Origin of the sequence: Bacillus sp. FSL W7-1582 (assembly GCF_038593325.1) — a bacterium.
Lineage (GTDB): Bacteria > Bacillota > Bacilli > Bacillales > Bacillaceae > Bacillus > Bacillus altitudinis.
This window is the reverse complement of the sequence record NZ_CP151987.1, coordinates 15,001-31,846: the sequence shown is the minus strand read 5'-3', so window position 1 is coordinate 31,846 and position 16,846 is coordinate 15,001. Positions and strand designations below refer to the sequence as shown.

At 40.1% G+C, this 16,846-nt stretch carries 16 protein-coding genes, 1 tRNA gene, 1 other RNA gene and 1 other annotated feature (1 of these 19 cut by a window edge); of the genes, 6 read left to right on the top strand and 12 right to left on the bottom strand.

From position 1 onward, the window contains the following. The 5 genes from recR to tadA all read right to left on the bottom strand — a co-directional run bounded on the left by recR (window position 1) and on the right by tadA (window position 3,822). Window positions 1–597: a recombination protein RecR gene (gene recR / locus NSQ11_RS00150; protein WP_003218094.1), complete on the bottom strand. Its 597-nt coding sequence runs from the start codon at window positions 595–597 to the stop codon at window positions 1–3. Window positions 598–612: 15 nt separating this feature from the next. Next, on the bottom strand, window positions 613–936 hold the full coding sequence (locus NSQ11_RS00145) for a YbaB/EbfC family nucleoid-associated protein (RefSeq protein ID WP_008342011.1): 324 nt from the start codon (window positions 934–936) through the stop codon (window positions 613–615). 25 nt (window positions 937–961) lie between these two features. Then, window positions 962–2,674 (bottom strand): DNA polymerase III subunit gamma/tau, encoded by a 1,713-nt coding sequence (gene dnaX / locus NSQ11_RS00140; protein WP_058214430.1) that lies wholly within the window; start codon window positions 2,672–2,674, stop codon window positions 962–964. 330 nt (window positions 2,675–3,004) lie between these two features. Beyond that, an RNA gene (ffs, locus tag NSQ11_RS00135) (signal recognition particle sRNA large type) lies at window positions 3,005–3,269 on the bottom strand. A 76-nt stretch (window positions 3,270–3,345) separates the two neighbouring features. After that, window positions 3,346–3,822: a tRNA adenosine(34) deaminase TadA gene (gene tadA / locus NSQ11_RS00130; protein WP_008342015.1), complete on the bottom strand. Its 477-nt coding sequence runs from the start codon at window positions 3,820–3,822 to the stop codon at window positions 3,346–3,348. Window positions 3,823–3,901: 79 nt separating this feature from the next. Here tadA and NSQ11_RS00125 point away from each other — a divergent pair, with 79 nt between their 5' ends. The 4 genes from NSQ11_RS00125 to NSQ11_RS00110 all read left to right on the top strand — a co-directional run bounded on the left by NSQ11_RS00125 (window position 3,902) and on the right by NSQ11_RS00110 (window position 7,162). Continuing rightward, entirely contained in the window at window positions 3,902–4,456 is a 555-nt protein-coding gene (locus tag NSQ11_RS00125) for an isochorismatase family cysteine hydrolase (RefSeq protein WP_041091587.1), read from the top strand. 45 nt (window positions 4,457–4,501) lie between these two features. Further along, a complete protein-coding gene (locus NSQ11_RS00120) occupies window positions 4,502–5,803 on the top strand; it encodes a glycoside hydrolase family 18 protein (RefSeq protein WP_216099606.1) in 1,302 nt (433 codons plus the stop codon). Window positions 5,804–5,882: 79 nt separating this feature from the next. Then, complete coding sequence (locus NSQ11_RS00115) at window positions 5,883–6,506, top strand: deoxynucleoside kinase (protein ID WP_017366700.1); 624 nt, start codon at window positions 5,883–5,885, stop codon at window positions 6,504–6,506. Continuing rightward, on the top strand, window positions 6,503–7,162 hold the full coding sequence (locus NSQ11_RS00110) for a deoxynucleoside kinase (protein WP_024719578.1): 660 nt from the start codon (window positions 6,503–6,505) through the stop codon (window positions 7,160–7,162). The genes NSQ11_RS00115 and NSQ11_RS00110 overlap by 4 nt, the downstream gene beginning before the upstream one ends. A gap of 85 nt (window positions 7,163–7,247) precedes the next feature. Here NSQ11_RS00110 and NSQ11_RS00105 read toward each other — a convergent pair. The 5 genes from NSQ11_RS00105 to pdxS all read right to left on the bottom strand — a co-directional run bounded on the left by NSQ11_RS00105 (window position 7,248) and on the right by pdxS (window position 11,489). Next, window positions 7,248–7,340: transfer RNA gene (locus NSQ11_RS00105), tRNA-Ser, on the bottom strand. Between the two features lie 132 nt (window positions 7,341–7,472). Beyond that, entirely contained in the window at window positions 7,473–8,300 is an 828-nt protein-coding gene (locus tag NSQ11_RS00100; RefSeq protein ID WP_007496062.1) for a methyl-accepting chemotaxis protein, read from the bottom strand. A gap of 101 nt (window positions 8,301–8,401) precedes the next feature. After that, window positions 8,402–9,676 carry a serine--tRNA ligase gene (gene serS / locus NSQ11_RS00095; RefSeq protein WP_008342028.1) on the bottom strand — a complete coding sequence of 425 codons (1,275 nt, stop codon included), beginning with the start codon at window positions 9,674–9,676 and terminating at the stop codon, window positions 8,402–8,404. 48 nt (window positions 9,677–9,724) lie between these two features. After that, window positions 9,725–9,940 (bottom strand) — a binding site (T-box leader). 53 nt (window positions 9,941–9,993) lie between these two features. After that, window positions 9,994–10,584: a pyridoxal 5'-phosphate synthase glutaminase subunit PdxT gene (gene pdxT / locus NSQ11_RS00090; protein ID WP_116307718.1), complete on the bottom strand. Its 591-nt coding sequence runs from the start codon at window positions 10,582–10,584 to the stop codon at window positions 9,994–9,996. Window positions 10,585–10,604: 20 nt separating this feature from the next. Then, window positions 10,605–11,489 (bottom strand): pyridoxal 5'-phosphate synthase lyase subunit PdxS, encoded by an 885-nt coding sequence (pdxS, locus tag NSQ11_RS00085; RefSeq protein ID WP_008342033.1) that lies wholly within the window; start codon window positions 11,487–11,489, stop codon window positions 10,605–10,607. A gap of 245 nt (window positions 11,490–11,734) precedes the next feature. Between pdxS and NSQ11_RS00080 the strand changes: the two genes are divergently transcribed. After that, a complete protein-coding gene (locus NSQ11_RS00080; RefSeq protein WP_008342034.1) occupies window positions 11,735–13,213 on the top strand; it encodes a PLP-dependent aminotransferase family protein in 1,479 nt (492 codons plus the stop codon). 42 nt (window positions 13,214–13,255) lie between these two features. Here NSQ11_RS00080 and NSQ11_RS00075 read toward each other — a convergent pair whose 3' ends face one another. Further along, on the bottom strand, window positions 13,256–14,581 hold the full coding sequence (locus tag NSQ11_RS00075; RefSeq protein WP_008342036.1) for a D-alanyl-D-alanine carboxypeptidase family protein: 1,326 nt from the start codon (window positions 14,579–14,581) through the stop codon (window positions 13,256–13,258). 160 nt (window positions 14,582–14,741) lie between these two features. After that, window positions 14,742–16,208 carry an IMP dehydrogenase gene (gene guaB / locus NSQ11_RS00070; protein WP_008342039.1) on the bottom strand — a complete coding sequence of 489 codons (1,467 nt, stop codon included), beginning with the start codon at window positions 16,206–16,208 and terminating at the stop codon, window positions 14,742–14,744. Window positions 16,209–16,329: 121 nt separating this feature from the next. On the opposite strand from guaB, the gene NSQ11_RS00065 reads away from it, so the two are divergent. Next, window positions 16,330–16,846 carry the 5' portion of a YaaC family protein gene (locus NSQ11_RS00065; RefSeq protein ID WP_025206586.1) on the top strand. It continues 452 nt past the right edge of the window, so 517 of the gene's 969 nt are visible here — the first part of the coding sequence; it begins with the start codon at window positions 16,330–16,332; its stop codon lies beyond the right edge, outside the window.

Below are 16,846 nucleotides of genomic sequence, written 5' to 3'. Positions count from 1 at the left end.
CTACATCTCACGTCTGCCTTCTAGAGCCTTAGAAAGTGTGACTTCATCCGCATACTCTAAATCTCCACCTACTGGGAGTCCGTGAGCAATGCGAGAGAGTTTAATTCCTGATGGTTTCAACAATCTAGAGATATACATGGCTGTCGCTTCTCCCTCAATGTTTGGATTGGTTGCAAGAATGACCTCTGTGACTTGATCGTCTTGCAATCTTTTTAATAGGTCAGGAATTTTAATATCCTCTGGCCCAATTCCGTCCATTGGTGAAATAGCACCATGAAGCACATGATATAAGCCGTTGTATTCTTTCATTTTTTCCATTGCGATCACATCTTTTGGATCCTGCACGACACAGATCACAGATTGATCTCTTCTTGTATCTTCACAAATATAGCAAGGATCCTGGTCGGTGATATGTCCGCAAACAGAACAATAAGTTAAATTACGCTTTGCATTAACAAGTGCCTTCGCAAAATCCAGCACGACATCTTCTTGCATACTAAGAACAAAAAAAGCCAGACGGACCGCAGTTTTAGGTCCGATTCCTGGCAATTTCATAAAGCTATCAATCAGCTTTGATATTGGTTCAGGATATTGCATCTTCAGTTATTCCTCCTAGAATAAACCTGGCATGTTCATTCCTTTTGTGAATTGACCCATTGTTTCATTCGTTAGTTCATCAACTTTTTTCAATGCATCATTTGTTGCTGCAAGTACAAGGTCTTGAAGCATATCGATGTCTTCAGGATCAACAACTTCTTCATTAATCGCCACATCAACGACTTCTTTTTGTCCATTTACTTTTACAGTGACCATGCCGCCACCTGCCGTACCTTCAAGGACTTTTTCTGCAAGCTCTTCTTGAGCCTTAGCCATATCCTTCTGCATTTTTTGCATTTGTTTCATCATTTTTTGCATATTTCCCATTCCACCGCGCATATGAACACCACTCTCTTTCAAATTGTTAATCTTTAATTTCAATTAAATCGGTTCCTACTAACTTCTTTGCTTCTGCAATTAATGGATCTTCTTCAGCAGAAGCTGCCTGACCATCTGCTTGTTCTTCAGGCTGATGATCTCTTAAAAATTCTTCTCTTATTTTACCCCATTGAGCGTCAGGAACGCCAACTAATTCCACTCTTTTTCCTAGCATAGATTCTAGCAGTTGCTCAAGATTGGTTCGAACACCACTTTTATCTTCGGCCACCATCTTACAATGTATTTCAAATTTGAATTTTAAAACAAAGGCATGAGTTGCCGCCGCAACTGGTTCACTATCTGTTAATAGCGCAGCGTGAGATACCTTATTTTGCTGTTTTAATTGGGCAAGAAGCTCTCCCCATTTGCCTTTTATTTTTTCTAGCTCCGGCCGCTTCGCTTCTTTTAAAATCTCATGAATTCGACCGACAGGTGCACGATAACCATTTTTATTACTCGTTTGAGGTCGAGGTGCTTCCGTTTTTGCTTGAGGACTCTGAGACTGAGTCATTGGAACACCCTCAGCTTTTAGCCTAGATAGCTCCTGTTCCAGCCTGTCTATTTTATTCGTTAACGCTGTTAGGTCGGAATCAGCCGGAGATGATACAGCACCAACCGTTGACTGACAGAGCTTAACCACAGCTACTTCAAAGAAAATTCTAGGATGGTTTGTCCATTTCATTTCCTGATGGCTTTTATTCAACACTTCAATCGTTTCATAAAGAAACTGAGGTGCCACACGTTCTGAAAGAGCCACAAACTTATCGTCGACTTTGACTTTTTCAAGGACACCTTCAAGATCCGGTGCTGTTTTGTAAAGAAGCATATCTCTAAAGTAGAAGATCATATCCTCTATTAATTTCGCGGCATCTTTCCCCTGTTGAAGCAATTCATTTAACGTATCCAGCGCTATCGCAATATTTTGCTCAAAAATGGCTTCAGCAAGCTGACTAATGAAATGCTGAGATACAGCACCTGTAATGAGCAGTGCATCATCAATTGTGAGCTGTTCACCACTAAATGAGATCGCTTGGTCAAGGAGACTGAGTGCGTCACGCATGCCTCCATCTGCCGCACTAGCAATAATCTCGAGTGAACCCTCTTGTATATTCAGGCTTTCTGCATCTACAATTTTCTCCATTCGTCCAACAATATCTTTTGTCGTGATCCGTTTAAAATCAAATCTCTGACATCTTGATATGATGGTAAGAGGAATCTTATGAGGCTCTGTGGTAGCCAAAATAAAGATACAATGAGCAGGTGGTTCCTCTAGGGTTTTAAGAAGTGCATTAAATGCCCCGATAGAGAGCATATGTACCTCATCTATAATATAAACCTTATATGTAACCGCTGAAGGAGCAAATTTCACTTTATCACGTATATCCCGAATTTCATCTACCCCGTTATTTGAGGCAGCATCTATTTCAATCACGTCTGAAATCGAACCGGTCGTAATCCCTCTACAGGCATCACACTCATTACACGGCTCACTAACAGGTGACTTTTCACAGTTCACTGCTTTCGCAAAAATCTTGGCAGCACTTGTTTTACCTGTTCCTCTAGGACCTGAAAATAAGTAAGCATGAGAAAACTTTTTCTGCAAAAGGGCATTTTGCAACGTTTTTGTGATGTGTTCTTGTCCAACAACATCCTCAAAAACTTGAGGTCTGAACACTCGGTATAAAGCTTGATAACTCACAAATACGCCCTCCTCCATTTATCATCATGTTCATTATACATGATGCAACGATCAATTCAAAAGTACACCTTTATTTTCTAATAAACGAAAAAGGGCATTTCCTTTAAAAACTTTTTACTTTTCTTGATTAAAAAACGTGTTTTCCTGCTTTCTGAAAATGTCTGTCAGATCAACAAGAACATTTGTTCCCTTTATGAATTGCTTCAAAAATACCTCACCCGAAAATGGCTTTTTTACTATTTGTATAAACAAAACAACTGATATATTCTTTCAATAGCAACAAAAAACTCACCTAGATAAACTAGATGAGTTACATTTAATATTGATTTACCGTGCACCTTCTGTCGATTCGCTACCCCAAGCGTTACTTAAACAGTTAGCTCGGCCCAGGCAACCCTGCGGCACATGAGAGGTTTCACTTAATGCTGCTTCCTTCCGGACCTGACATGGTTCATGAATTCCCATTGCGCAGGACCCAGACGTCAACACCACTTATTTAAGGCAGACCTTGAAGTAAACGAACCTTGAGAAGGGATTCGGCCTCGCTAGAGCGGATTGCGAGTACAGGGCACCGCTACCTCCCCGCTTAGCACGGCAAAATGAATATTAAATTGTTGGTGACGCAGACATAAGTATACCTTCTAAGTGATAAAATTGCAAACGACATCCATTCATTTACTTTTCGCCTGCTTCTTCCGCTGACGGAGGTCTCGAAAGAACTGACTTAACAGCTCACCACACTCATTTTCAAGCACACCGCCAATGACTTCAGACTGATGATTGAACCGCTCATCGTCCAATAAATTCATTAAAGTACCAGCACATCCACCTTTAGGATCATAGGCACCAAAAACGACCTTTTTCACTCTTGAAAGTACAATAGCGCCTGCACACATTGGGCACGGTTCGAGTGTAACATAAAGTACAGCATCTTCTAAACGCCAGCTACCAGTCATTTTACACGCTTCATCAATAGCAAGTAATTCCGCATGAGCAATTGATCGCTGTTCACTTTCCCTTAAATTGTGAGCACGGCTTACAATTTGATCATCAACAACGATGACGGCACCGATTGGAACTTCTCCTATTTGTTTTGCTTTCAAAGCTTCAGAAATAGCTTCTTGCATAAACTGTTCATCTTTCGTCATAGCACGGCTCTCTTTTCATGTTTTTTTAAAGGATATTGAGGTTAACATATTATCACAATCTTTTAAAGGGGGTCTTGATTTGCCAAAACAACAAAAGGCACTGCTTATTATTGACATGATCAATAATTTTGATTTCGAAATGGGACATGTGCTCGCTGAAAAAACAGAGCAAATGACCAATAAAATTTTAGCCCTTAAACAACACGCTTTCAAGAAAAATTGGCCAATTATCTATATCAACGACCACTATGGACTCTGGAAGGCTGATATCAAAGCTGTTATGGAAACATGTAAAAACGAAAGAAGTGCCCCTATTTTAGAGCAAATGGCACCATCTAAAGATGATTATTTCTTAATTAAACCTAAGCACTCTGCTTTTTACGGAACAGCACTAGAGACACTCCTAAATGAATTAGGTGTGCAAGAACTTATTTTAACTGGAATTGCCGGAAACATCTGTGTCCTGTTCACTGCAAATGACGCTTACATGCGAGAGTACAACCTCACTGTACCTAAAGATTGTATTGCTTCAAATGATGATAGGGACAACGAGTACGCTTTAACGATGATGGAGAACGTTCTTCTCGCCAAAATCACAACCACTAAAGAGATCACGGATGAAAATCAAACATGATTTATCCATCACCCTCATAAATTGTTAGCAATAACAAAGGGGGCGTTGACCATTCAAATTTATGTTGTCAAAAGAGGAGATACGTTAAATGAGATTGCCATGCGTTTTAAAACAACGGTAAATGAAATCATTCGGACCAACGACATCGAAACACCAAATCAACTAGTCGTTGGACAAACAATTGTCATCCCTATTAGAGGTCAATTTTATGAGGTCAAACATAATGATACACTTTATCAAATTGGAAGAAGATTTCAAATTTCGGTAGAAGAATTGGCACGTGTGAATCGGATTCGACCTGAAGCTATATTGCCTATTCGCTTCTTGCTTTATATTCCACAAAGACCGAAAAGAAATATAAATTCTAATGCTTATATAGAACCACGCGGAAACCAAGTCAGCGAAAATTTAAAGCAAGCAGCCAGAGAGGCATCTCCATACTTAACACATCTCGGCGCTTTTAGTTTTCAAGCGCAAAGAGACGGAACACTTCGCGAGCCACCATTAGATCAATTGCCTCAGATTGCCGCTCAAAGCAGAACGGTTTTATCCATGGTAGTCACAAATCTAGAGAATGATAAATTTAGTGATGAACTCGGGCGAATCCTTTTAACAAATCAATCTGTCAAAACGACATTATTAAATGAAATCGTCCGCGTTGCTCAAAAGTATCAATTAAAAGAAATCCATTTTGACTTTGAATATTTACGCCCTGTTGATAAAGAAGCCTACCTTCAATTTTTAAGAGAAGCAACAACTCGTTTTCATCAACAGGGTTGGACTATTTCTGTGGCACTCGCTCCTAAAACAAGCAGTGAACAGAAAGGAAAATGGTATGAGGCGCATGACTATGAAGCAATTGGAAAGATTGTTGATCATGTTGTGCTAATGACTTATGAGTGGGGCTACAGCGGCGGGCCTGCACAAGCCGTCTCTCCGATCGGCCCTGTCCGCCAAGTCATTGAATATGCACTGACTGTCATACCTGCCAATAAAATTGTGATGGGGCAGAATTTATATGGATATGATTGGACACTCCCTTATGTTCAAGGAGGCCCTATCGCCAAAGCCGTCAGCCCTCAACAAGCGATCGCCATTGCTAGAGAGAATAATGTATCCATTTTATATGACGAAACAGCACAAGCACCTTATTTCCGTTATACAGATGCTAACAACAAAGAACACGAGGTTTGGTTTGAAGATGCAAGATCCATTCAAGCCAAATTTAATCTCATTAAAGAGTTAAACCTAAATGGAATTGCTTACTGGAAATTAGGTCTATCCTTCCCACAAAACTGGTTGTTGTTATCAGATCAATTTAATATTGAAAAAAGAACGACATCGTAATTCATACGCTCTATCTCTCAGAAGGGGTATGGTACAATATACATTGGTTTGACAACTTTATAGATAGAGGAGAACGCCTATGTATCCTGCCCCTTTTATTGCAGTGGAAGGCCCAATTGGAGCCGGAAAAACAACCTTGGCTACAATGCTTTCAAAGGAATTTCAATTTCCTTTAGTAAAAGAAATTGTAGAAGAAAATCCATTCTTAGATAAATTTTATGAAGATATGGAACAATGGAGCTTTCAGCTTGAGATGTTCTTTCTATGCAATCGGTTTAAACAGTTAGAATCTATTGAAGAGAATTATGTCAAAAAACAGCAGCCGATTGTCACTGATTATCATGTCTATAAAAATATGATCTTTGCAGAAAGAACCTTATCTAAAAAGCACATGGATAAATACAGAAAGATCTATCACTTGCTGACAGATGATCTTCCTAAACCAAATGCCATGATCTATATAAAAGCCAGCCTTCCCACCTTGCTTGATAGAATAAAGATGAGAGGCCGATCTTTTGAAGAAGACATTGATCCAGCTTATTTAAAAACTCTGATTGAAGATTATGAGTTAGCCATCGAGCATTTAAAACAAACTGACCCAGGTCTTCCTATCATTACAATTGAAGGCGATCATACAGACTTCGTTTCCTCACAGCAAGATTACCAGCAAATTGTACAGAACATAAAGGAGCAAGTACTATGAAAAATATTGAAATACCAAAGGATGCTGTCATTACAATTGCAGGGACAGTTGGTGTCGGAAAATCGACCATGACGAAAACAATAGCGGACAAGCTAGGGTTTCAAACTTCTCTCGAAAAAGTAGATGATAATCCATACTTAGAGCCTTTTTATTCAGATTTCCAAAGATGGAGCTTTCATTTACAGGTCTATTTTCTAGCTGAACGTTTTAAGGAGCAGAAACGAATCTTCGAGTCTGGTGGAGGTTATGTACAAGATCGGTCCATTTATGAGGACACTGGTATTTTTGCTAAAATGCACGCAGACAAAGGTACCATGTCAGAGGTAGACTATGAAACGTATACGAGTCTATTTGAGGCGATGGTGATGACACCTTACTTCCCTCACCCAGATGTCCTTATCTACTTACATGGGGATTTAGATCATATATTACATCGTATTGAAGAGCGCGGGAGAGAGATGGAAACTCAAACCGATCGAGCATATTGGGAAGAAATGTACACTCGATATACAGAATGGATTGAACAATTTGATCTGTGCCCTGTGATTAAAATTAACATTGAAGATTATGACTTACTTCATGATGAAAGCTCACTTGATCCAATTCTTCATGAAATTGCTTCTGTTATTCAAAAAAATCGCTCTAACACAAAATAAAAAAAAACCGCTGCATTTCTCGAATGCAGCGGTTTGACAATTTCCAATTTTTATGCGTTTCAATTCAACTAAGGTAAAATCAATATGGCGGAGGAAGAGGGATTCGAACCCCCGCGGGCTTTGACACCCCTGTCGGTTTTCAAGACCGATCCCTTCAGCCGGACTTGGGTATTCCTCCGTATCGACAAGAATTAATATATCATATCATCTTATTTTAAGTCAACATCTTTTCGAAAAAATTTTCAACATTTGATTTTGGTATGATGTTTAGCCTATAAAAAGCAGCCGATTATCGGCTGCTCTTCATCTATTACGTATCCTGTCTAATTTCTTCAATAAAAGTATTCATCTCTTCTTTAAAATCATTTAATGACTCAATAATCTTTGTAAAGTCTGTCACTTGTTTAGCTTGTTCGTTTGTTGAACTGCTGATTTGTGAGATATTTTCAGATAAAGTGCCAATGCTGTCTTGGATTTCTTTTAAAAATGCATTAATGGTTTCAGCTGCTTCCTTTGATCCATCTGATAACTTACGTACCTCGTCTGCAACAACAGCAAAGCCTTTTCCATTTTCACCTGCTCTTGCCGCTTCAATTGCAGCATTGAGTCCTAACAGGTTTGTTTGTCTCGCAATACCGCCAATAGTTTTGACGACTTCTTCAATATTTGCGGATTTCTCTTCTGCTCTTCCGGCCTGCTCACTAATTTCTAAGCTTGTCGCAGCCAGTTCTTGAGAATGAGCAGCAATTTGCTCAATTCCACCTTGTAACTCTTTCGCTACTTTATTGATATGTTCCATATAGCCGCTTAATTTCTTCTCACGATGATGTGAAAAAGCCACTAAAAAGGAGCCAATCACTTTTCTATCTTCATCAAAAATCGGATAACCTTTTACAGCAATTTCATAACCATATAAAGACTCTGGCAAATGCCCATCATATTCTTGTCCTCTTAATGTCGTCGCCACGTTTTGGTCCTCTGGGTTTAAAGCGTCCCCTACTTTAATGCCAAAATCTACTGTGGTCGATGGATAATAGCAAAGTACCTTTTCTGTATCAGTGATGCCGAAAAGGACACTTTCATCTAGAACTTTTCTGAGTAATTGAGCCATTTCAACATAATAGTCAAGCCTATTCAAGGTTATTCCTTCTTTCCTAGATGCTTTTAGTTCTTTTATCGGCTTATTTTAGAAAAGCTGTAGAAGTTTAGGTAAAAAGAATAAGATGCCATGACGGCATCTTATTTTATCACTTCTTTATTTCCCATATAAGGACGTAACACCTCAGGAATGATCACTGTTCCATCCTCTTGTTGATAGTTTTCTAAAATGGCTGCAACAGTTCTTCCTACTGCTAAACCAGATCCATTTAATGTGTGGACGTGTTCTGGCTTGGCTTTAGGCTCAGGGCGGAAACGAATGTTTGCTCGTCTCGCTTGGAACGCTTCAAAGTTACTGCAAGAAGAAATTTCACGATACGTATTTTGGCTTGGAATCCATACTTCGATATCATATTTCTTCGCAGCCGTAAAGCCTAAATCTCCTGTACACATACTCATGACACGGTATGGCAGGTTCAATAATTGAAGAACTTTTTCTGCTTGGTTTGTTAGTTTCTCTAATTCTTCATAAGAATCTTCTGGTCTGACAAATTTCACAAGCTCTACTTTGTTAAATTGGTGCTGACGGATGAGTCCGCGCGTATCTCTGCCGGCAGAACCAGCTTCTGATCTAAAGCAAGCACTAAATGCTGCATAATTGATTGGCAGCTGCTCTCCTTCAAGAATTTCGTCACGGTGCATGTTCGTAATTGGCACTTCAGCCGTTGGAATGAGGAAATAATCTTCTTCTCGAATTTTAAAAGCATCCTCTTCAAACTTTGGAAGCTGTCCGGTTCCTGTCATGCTTGCTCTGTTGACCATATAAGGTGGTAGTACTTCAGTAAAACCAAATTCATCTACGTGTAAATCCAACATAAAGTTATAAAGTGCACGCTCTAACCGTGCGCCTAGCCCTTTATAAAAAACGAAACGGCTTCCTGTCACTTTTCCTGCACGTTCAAAATCCAAAATTTTCAGCTCATCCGCTACATCCCAATGCGGCTTTGGTTCAAATGAGAAGGCTGGCTGTTCGCCCCATTTTCTCACTTCAATGTTGTCATCTTCTGTTTCACCGACTGGTACAGAGTCATGAGGGATGTTTGGAATTGAGAATAGGATGGTTTGCAGGCTTTCCTCTACTGTTCTTAATTCATCATCTAACTTCTTAATCTCATCGCCTACCTCACGCATTTCTTGAATAATGTGATCGGCGTCTTTCTTTTCTCTTTTTAGAACAGCCACTTGCTGTGATACTTCATTTCTTCGGCTCTTTAATACTTCTGTTTTGCCGATTAATTCTCTTCTTTTTTGATCCAGTTCACCAAACTTATCAAAATCCGCTAAATCTTCGCCTCGATGGGCTAATTTTTCTTTGATTTGATCAAAATCCGTGCGCAGTTGTTTAATATCCAGCATGTGTAACACTCCTTTTTTATCGAAAAATAAAAAGAGCCCTCATCCCATGAAAGGGACGAGAGCTCTCGCGTTGCCACCCTGATTGAAAACACGCCAAAAGCATGCTTTCCTCTTTCCTCTGTAACGGCATCACCGTAAATGCTTACTTCATGTTTCAGCATTTCGCTCAAGGATGGATTCAGAATGCATCTTTCACCGATTCTCACCAACCATCGGCTCTCTGAGAAAGAGGGGCTTCTTACTATTTCCCGTCAACGCTTTTTCGATCTTTGATTGTGATTTTAATGTACTATAAGTTTTATCTCTTTTCAACCGTTTTATACAGCAAGCTTCGTTTTATAGGACTCCACCATCTCAACAAACAGCTGTGTTAACCGATGGTCATCTGTCAGCTCTGGATGAAAAGAACAACCTAAGATATTGTTTTCTTTCGCCATCACAATCCTGCCGTCATACTCAGCCATGACCTCTACGCTCTCATTTGCGCTGATGATATGTGGGGCACGGATGAACACACCTGTAAACGGCGCATCCAGTCCTTTCACTTCTACATCTGCTTCAAAGCTGTCTACCTGTCTGCCAAACGAATTACGTGCAACAGATACATTTAACAGTCCAAGATGAGCATCTTCTCGATCTTCTATATGCTTTGCCAGCATAATCAAACCGGCACAAGTCCCAAATATCGGTTTACCTTGAGCAGCGAACGCTTTAATCGGTTCAATGAATTGGTACGTATCCATGAGTCTTCTCATCGTCGTACTTTCACCACCAGGGATAATGAGACCGTCAACAATTTCTAACTCCTCTACCCGCTTGATGATCTTTCCCGCTGCGCCACACGCTTCAATCGATTGAATATGCTCTCTCACCGCTCCTTGAAGCCCTAGTACACCAATTGTTAGCATGTTCGTTTGCGCTCCCTTAATTACCAGCCACGCTCTTGCATACGCTCTTCTGGCAATAGATTTGAAATTTCAATTCCTTTCATCGCTGTTCCAAGCTCTTTAGAAAGCTCTGCAATTAGACGGTAATCTGTGAAATGAGTCGTTGCTTCTACGATCGCTTTTGCAAATTTAGCTGGATTGTCTGATTTGAAGATACCAGAGCCGACAAATACACCATCTGCTCCAAGCTGCATCATGAGTGCTGCATCTGCTGGTGTCGCAACACCTCCAGCTGCAAAGTTTACAACTGGCAATTTGCCTTCTTTTTTAATTTGAAGCAATAATTCATAAGGTGCGCCCAGATTCTTGGCTTCTGTCATCAATTCATCTTCACTCATTGCCGCCACTTTACGAATTTGAGCATTGACCTTTCTCATATGACGAACAGCTTCTACAATATTTCCTGTACCAGGCTCACCTTTTGTACGAAGCATAGATGCACCTTCTGCAATACGACGAGTCGCCTCACCTAGATCACGGCAGCCACATACGAAAGGAACCGTGTATTCATTTTTATTTAAATGGAATTCCTCATCTGCGGGCGTCAGCACTTCACTCTCATCAATATAATCAACACCAAGTGCTTCAAGAACACGAGCTTCCACGATGTGACCGATACGTGCTTTTGCCATGACTGGAATCGTTACTGCATTTTGTACTTCTTCTACGATTCTTGGGTCTGCCATACGGGCAACACCGCCTGCTGCACGGATGTCAGCTGGTACTCGTTCTAGTGCCATTACTGCCACTGCGCCTGCTTCTTCTGCGATTTTTGCCTGCTCAGCATTGACGACATCCATAATGACGCCACCTTTTTGCATTTCTGCCATTCCACGTTTTACTCGTTCAGTTCCCTTATTGCTCACAATTGTTTCCTCCCATTTGTCTATTCGATTAATTCAACACCTTTATCATACAAGCGTTAGAGTATAACAATAAAGAGAATAGTATAACAATTCAATTAGCTCATAAAAAAGAAGAAACCCTTATATATCAAAGTTTCATAGTTAAAAAAGCATCATTCCCTCTTTTAAGTGTTATTAACATGTTATAATACATCTATAACAATTCGAAACATCTATAACAATTCCACACCCATTGGAGGATTTTCATGCATATTGATATCCATCGACATTCAGATACATCTCTTTCGAATCAGATTTACTTTTCCATCGTTGATCACATTCAATCAGGTCTGCTTCAGCAAGGCGATAAGCTGCCGACTGTACGTGATCTAGCGAAACAGCTGAATGTAAGTCTTGTCACAGCAGCAAAAGCCTATACACGGCTTAAGGACGACGGATTTTTAACGACTGTACAAGGAAAAGGTACGTTTGTGAATGAGCAGCATGAGCAAACTGACATCCCGGTTCAGTCATCTACTTCTTTCGATTGGCAGTTATCGATCCCTGATTATTTACCAAGGTCTCAATTCGCTCAGTATCACTATGTCGAAGAAGCCATTAATCTTTCTTCCTCTATGATTGATCCTGGTCTTTTACCTAACCGGTATTTAGAAAAAGAAATGCAGCATGTCCTGGCCCGGCATCCTCAAATCATGTCAAAATACGGAGAAATACAAGGTGACCTTCAGCTTCGTCAGGTCATTCAATCATTTCTAGAAAAATTAGATGTCCCTTCTACTCCTGAAAATATCCTTGTCACTAGCGGTTCTCAGCAAGGGCTTGATTTAGTAGCACGTACATTTATCGGGCCGGATGATGTAGTTGTCATGGAGGCGCCCACCTATCCAGGCGCAATTGATGTCTTTATGGGGAGAGGGGCACGAATTATTACGGTTCCTGTCGACCATGAAGGAATGAACATGAAACAGCTTCAAAGCATTTGTGATAAATATAAACCAAAGCTCATCTATACCATTCCTACTTTTCACAGTCCTACAGGCGCCAGTATGTCGATGAAACGAAGAAAACAGCTGCTTTTACTGGCACAAAGCATTGATTGTCTCATTGTAGAGGATGATCCTTATCGTGAGCTTTATTTTGAAAAGAAACCGCCGGCACCCATTAAAAGCCTAGATCACGATGGACACGTCATATATTTACGAGGATTAAGCAAGACACTGGCTCCAGGATGCAGAATTGGAATTATTACAGCGTCAGGCTCTATATTTAACCGTTTATTAGCTGCAAAAGCCAATAATGATTTAGGGAGCCCGCTTCTCACCCAAAAGGCGATCTTACCGTTTCTCACTTCCAAGAAAATGATCGATCATACGAAAAAATTAAGAACTGCCTTGAAGGTGAGACGCGATTTGATGATGGATGTGTTGACAAAGCATGCGCCAAAGGACGTCACCTGGCAAATCCCACAGGGCGGGCTCAATTTGTGGCTTAGCTTTCCTTCCTGGGTCGATACACGTGCCCTATTACATGAGGCACGGAAGCAACAAATCACCTTCCTGCCTGGCTCTGTCTGCTATCCTGGGGAGCCGAAGCAGAATTATATACGTCTGAGTTTTTCTTATGTGAATGAAAAGGCACTGACGGAAGGTATGGAAAAGTTATGTGGTATTTTTCAGCAGGCCTTGTCTACACCTCAAAACCACAAACAATCTCTTTTCTTTTAACGATAAAAAAACTGCTCTCACATATAGAGAGCAGTTTTTTTATTAGAACCAACCTTTTACTGTGTCGACGATTCCGCCCCAAATGCCAGCGAAGAATCCACCTACACCACGCATTGCAAGGATGAACCAGTTTGCTTTTTCATCACCTGTTTTCGTCACAAGCTCAACACCTGATTGGTCTTTACTCAAATAGCCGTAGTCCTTCTCATCACCAGAATAAGAAGTCGTCAGCATGCCAACCTTCGTTCCTTTTTTAATAGGAGCTTCTAGGTTCTTTTTATCAATATTTACTTTCGCTTTATAGCTCTTCTCGTCACCATTTTTAACCGGTACAGAGAAAGCTTCTTTCGTCACGACGGGTACTTCTTTATCTTTCCCTTTATCGACTTCGATGTTTTCATGTCCTTTGATTTGTTGGCCTTTTTTGTACATTTCTTTCATCGTGAAGTTTTTAAAGGCATAATCGAACAATTTTTTCGCCACATCAAAACGAGCTGTATGAAGATTCCCTTTAGCATTCAGGACAACTGCGATCACACGCATGTCACCACGTTTTGCTGTACCTGTGAAGCTAGAACCAGCTGAATCAGTAGAGCCCGTTTTCAGACCGTCTACGCCTTCATATTCTTTCACAAGTCCTTTAAGCATAAAGTTCCAGTTTGGCATGTCCATTTCGTCATCTGTGCCTTCTCTGAACTTTGTTTTCGCGATGCTTGCTGTTTCAAGAATTTCTGGATGATCTTTGATGAGATGCTGTGCAAGCAAAGCCATATCCTTTGCGGAAACTTCGCTTTCTTCATCAGGTCCCGTACCTTTTGGCTGTTTGCCATGTAAGTCTTTATTTTCTAATCCAGTTGCATTCACGAATTTGTAATTGGTTAAGCCAAGTTCTTTTGCTTTTGCATTCATTTTTTCAACAAACTTTGATTCTGATCCAGCGATTACCTCTGCTAGACCAATTGCTGCTGCGTTTGCTGAATAAATAGCCGTTGCTTGATAAAGTTCTTTGACAGTATACGAACCATCTTTTCTCAATGGAACATTGGATAAACTGCGGTCCTGAGAAATTTCGTACACGTAATCATCTGGCGTATATGTTTGATCCCATTTCACTTTGCCTTCAGCAATCGCCTCTAGTAATAGATACTCTGTCATCATCTTTGCCATACTTGCAATAGGCAGTCTTTGTTCTGCATTTTTACTATAAAGAATTTTACCTGTAGAAGCTTCAATAAGGATGGCTGCTTTCGCATTCACATTGAATGGATCTTCAGCCGCTTTTGCTTTGGACATTGGGGTAAATGCAGTAACAATCAATGCCAATGCAAGGATAGAGACCATAAGCTGTTTCAACATCTTGCTGTTCAATCGTCATACCTCCGTATTCATCTTTTTTCGACGTTTTTCATATATATTTAATCCACAAGGGCTTATTTCGACACAACAGTATAAATTTTATCACAATAAAGACAAAAAAAATAGACAGAGTCATAGACCCTGTCAAATGTAATTTGATTGTCACAATTTATCAAGAAATTGTGTAGTTTGGTGATTCTTTTGTAATTTGTACATCATGTGGATGGCTCTCACGAAGACCTGCACCTGTCATGCGAATGAATTGTGCTTCTTCTCTAAGAGTACGTAAGTCCTGTGTTCCACAGTAGCCCATACCAGAGCGAATACCGCCAACGAGTTGGTAAACAGTGTCAACAACTGGTCCTTTATACGGTGTACGTCCTTCGATACCTTCTGGAACGAATTTTTTATTATCTTCTTGGAAGTAACGATCTTTACTTCCTTTTTCCATTGCAGCAACAGAACCCATACCACGATATACTTTGAAACGTCTACCTTGGAAAATTTCTGTTTCTCCTGGGCTTTCAGATGTACCAGCAAGCAGGCTTCCCAGCATAACAGCATGTCCACCAGAAGCTAATGCTTTCACGATATCACCTGAATATTTAATTCCACCATCTGCAATAATAGATTTACCATGTTTTCTTGCTTCTGTTGCACAGTCATAAATCGCTGTGATTTGTGGTACACCGACCCCTGCAACAACACGTGTTGTACAAATCGATCCTGGTCCAATACCCACTTTTACAATATCTGCTCCAGCCTCAAACAATGCTTTTGTTGCTTCAGCTGTTGCAACGTTACCAGCAATGATGTTAAGAGAAGGATACGTTTCACGGATTTTCGATACAGTGTCTAGAACACCTTGAGAATGACCGTGTGCTGTATCAATGACGATCACATCAACATTGGCTTCTACTAATTTTTTCACACGAGTCATTGTATCGCCAGTGACACCTACAGCGGCACCAACAATTAAACGGCCATGTGCATCTTTAGAGGAGTTAGGGAATTCGATCACTTTTTCAATATCTTTGATGGTGATGAGACCTTTTAATGTTCCTTCGTCATCTAAAAGAGGTAATTTTTCAATTTTATATTGCTGAAGGATTTTTTCAGCTTCTTCTAATGTTGTTCCAACAGAAGCTGTCACAAGTTCCTCTTTTGTCATCACGTCGCTAATCTTCATTGAATAATCCGAAATAAAACGAAGGTCACGGTTCGTAATAATCCCAACAAGCTTTTGATCTTGTTCGTTATTAACAATCGGTACACCAGAAATACGATATTTACCCATTAAATGTTCTGCATCGAATACTTGATGATCCGGTGTTAAGAAAAATGGATTTGTAATAACACCACGCTCTGAACGTTTTACTTTGTCCACTTGTTCAGCTTGCTGCTCAATAGACATGTTCTTATGGATGATTCCAAGACCACCTTGACGTGCCATTGCAATCGCCATTTGTGATTCCGTCACAGTATCCATTCCTGCACTAATAATTGGAATGTTCAGCTTTAAAGTGCTTGTTAACTCAACTGATAAATTGACATCACGCGGAAGCACCTCAGACTTTGCTGGAACAAGCAACACATCGTCAAACGTCAAACCTTCTTTTGAAAATTTACTTTCCCACATTAGTAAATCCCCCTCTTTTCGGCAAAATATTATATGTAGATTATCAACTAGGAAACAGCATGTCAAGGAAGCAACAAACAGTTGCAATTTTTAGAAAATATAAAGAGAGTTGAGGAAGAAGATGAAAAGTTCAGGATGGAAGGATTTAAAACGTTTTTACTCACTTGAAACTTCCCAAAAGTTTCTATTTCAACAGTACGAGAAACGGAACATTCAGGAGGCAAACCAGCAGGCCTATAAAAACTGTGAACGATTTATTTACTTTTTAAAGCACGGTCATACATTTTATGACCAAGCTGCATCAGCTCCACTTGAACTAAAACCGATTTTATTGTTTTATGGAATGGCACAGCTGTTAAAGGCATGTTTGCTGACAGTGGATCCCGACTATCCTTCTCAAACCTCTGTCTTAGCTCATGGTGTCACCTCAAGAAAAAGAAAGAAGCAACATTATCGCTTTAGTGAGGATGAAGTCAAGATTCAGCGAAACGGATTATGTATGCATGTATTAAAGCACTTATTTCATTTAAATGGTCTTGAAGATGAGCGATTTACGATGATCAAACTCCTTTCAAAAATACCTGAAATGGGTCATATTCTGGAGTTTCAAAAACAACCCTCTACTTTAGTGAAAGTAG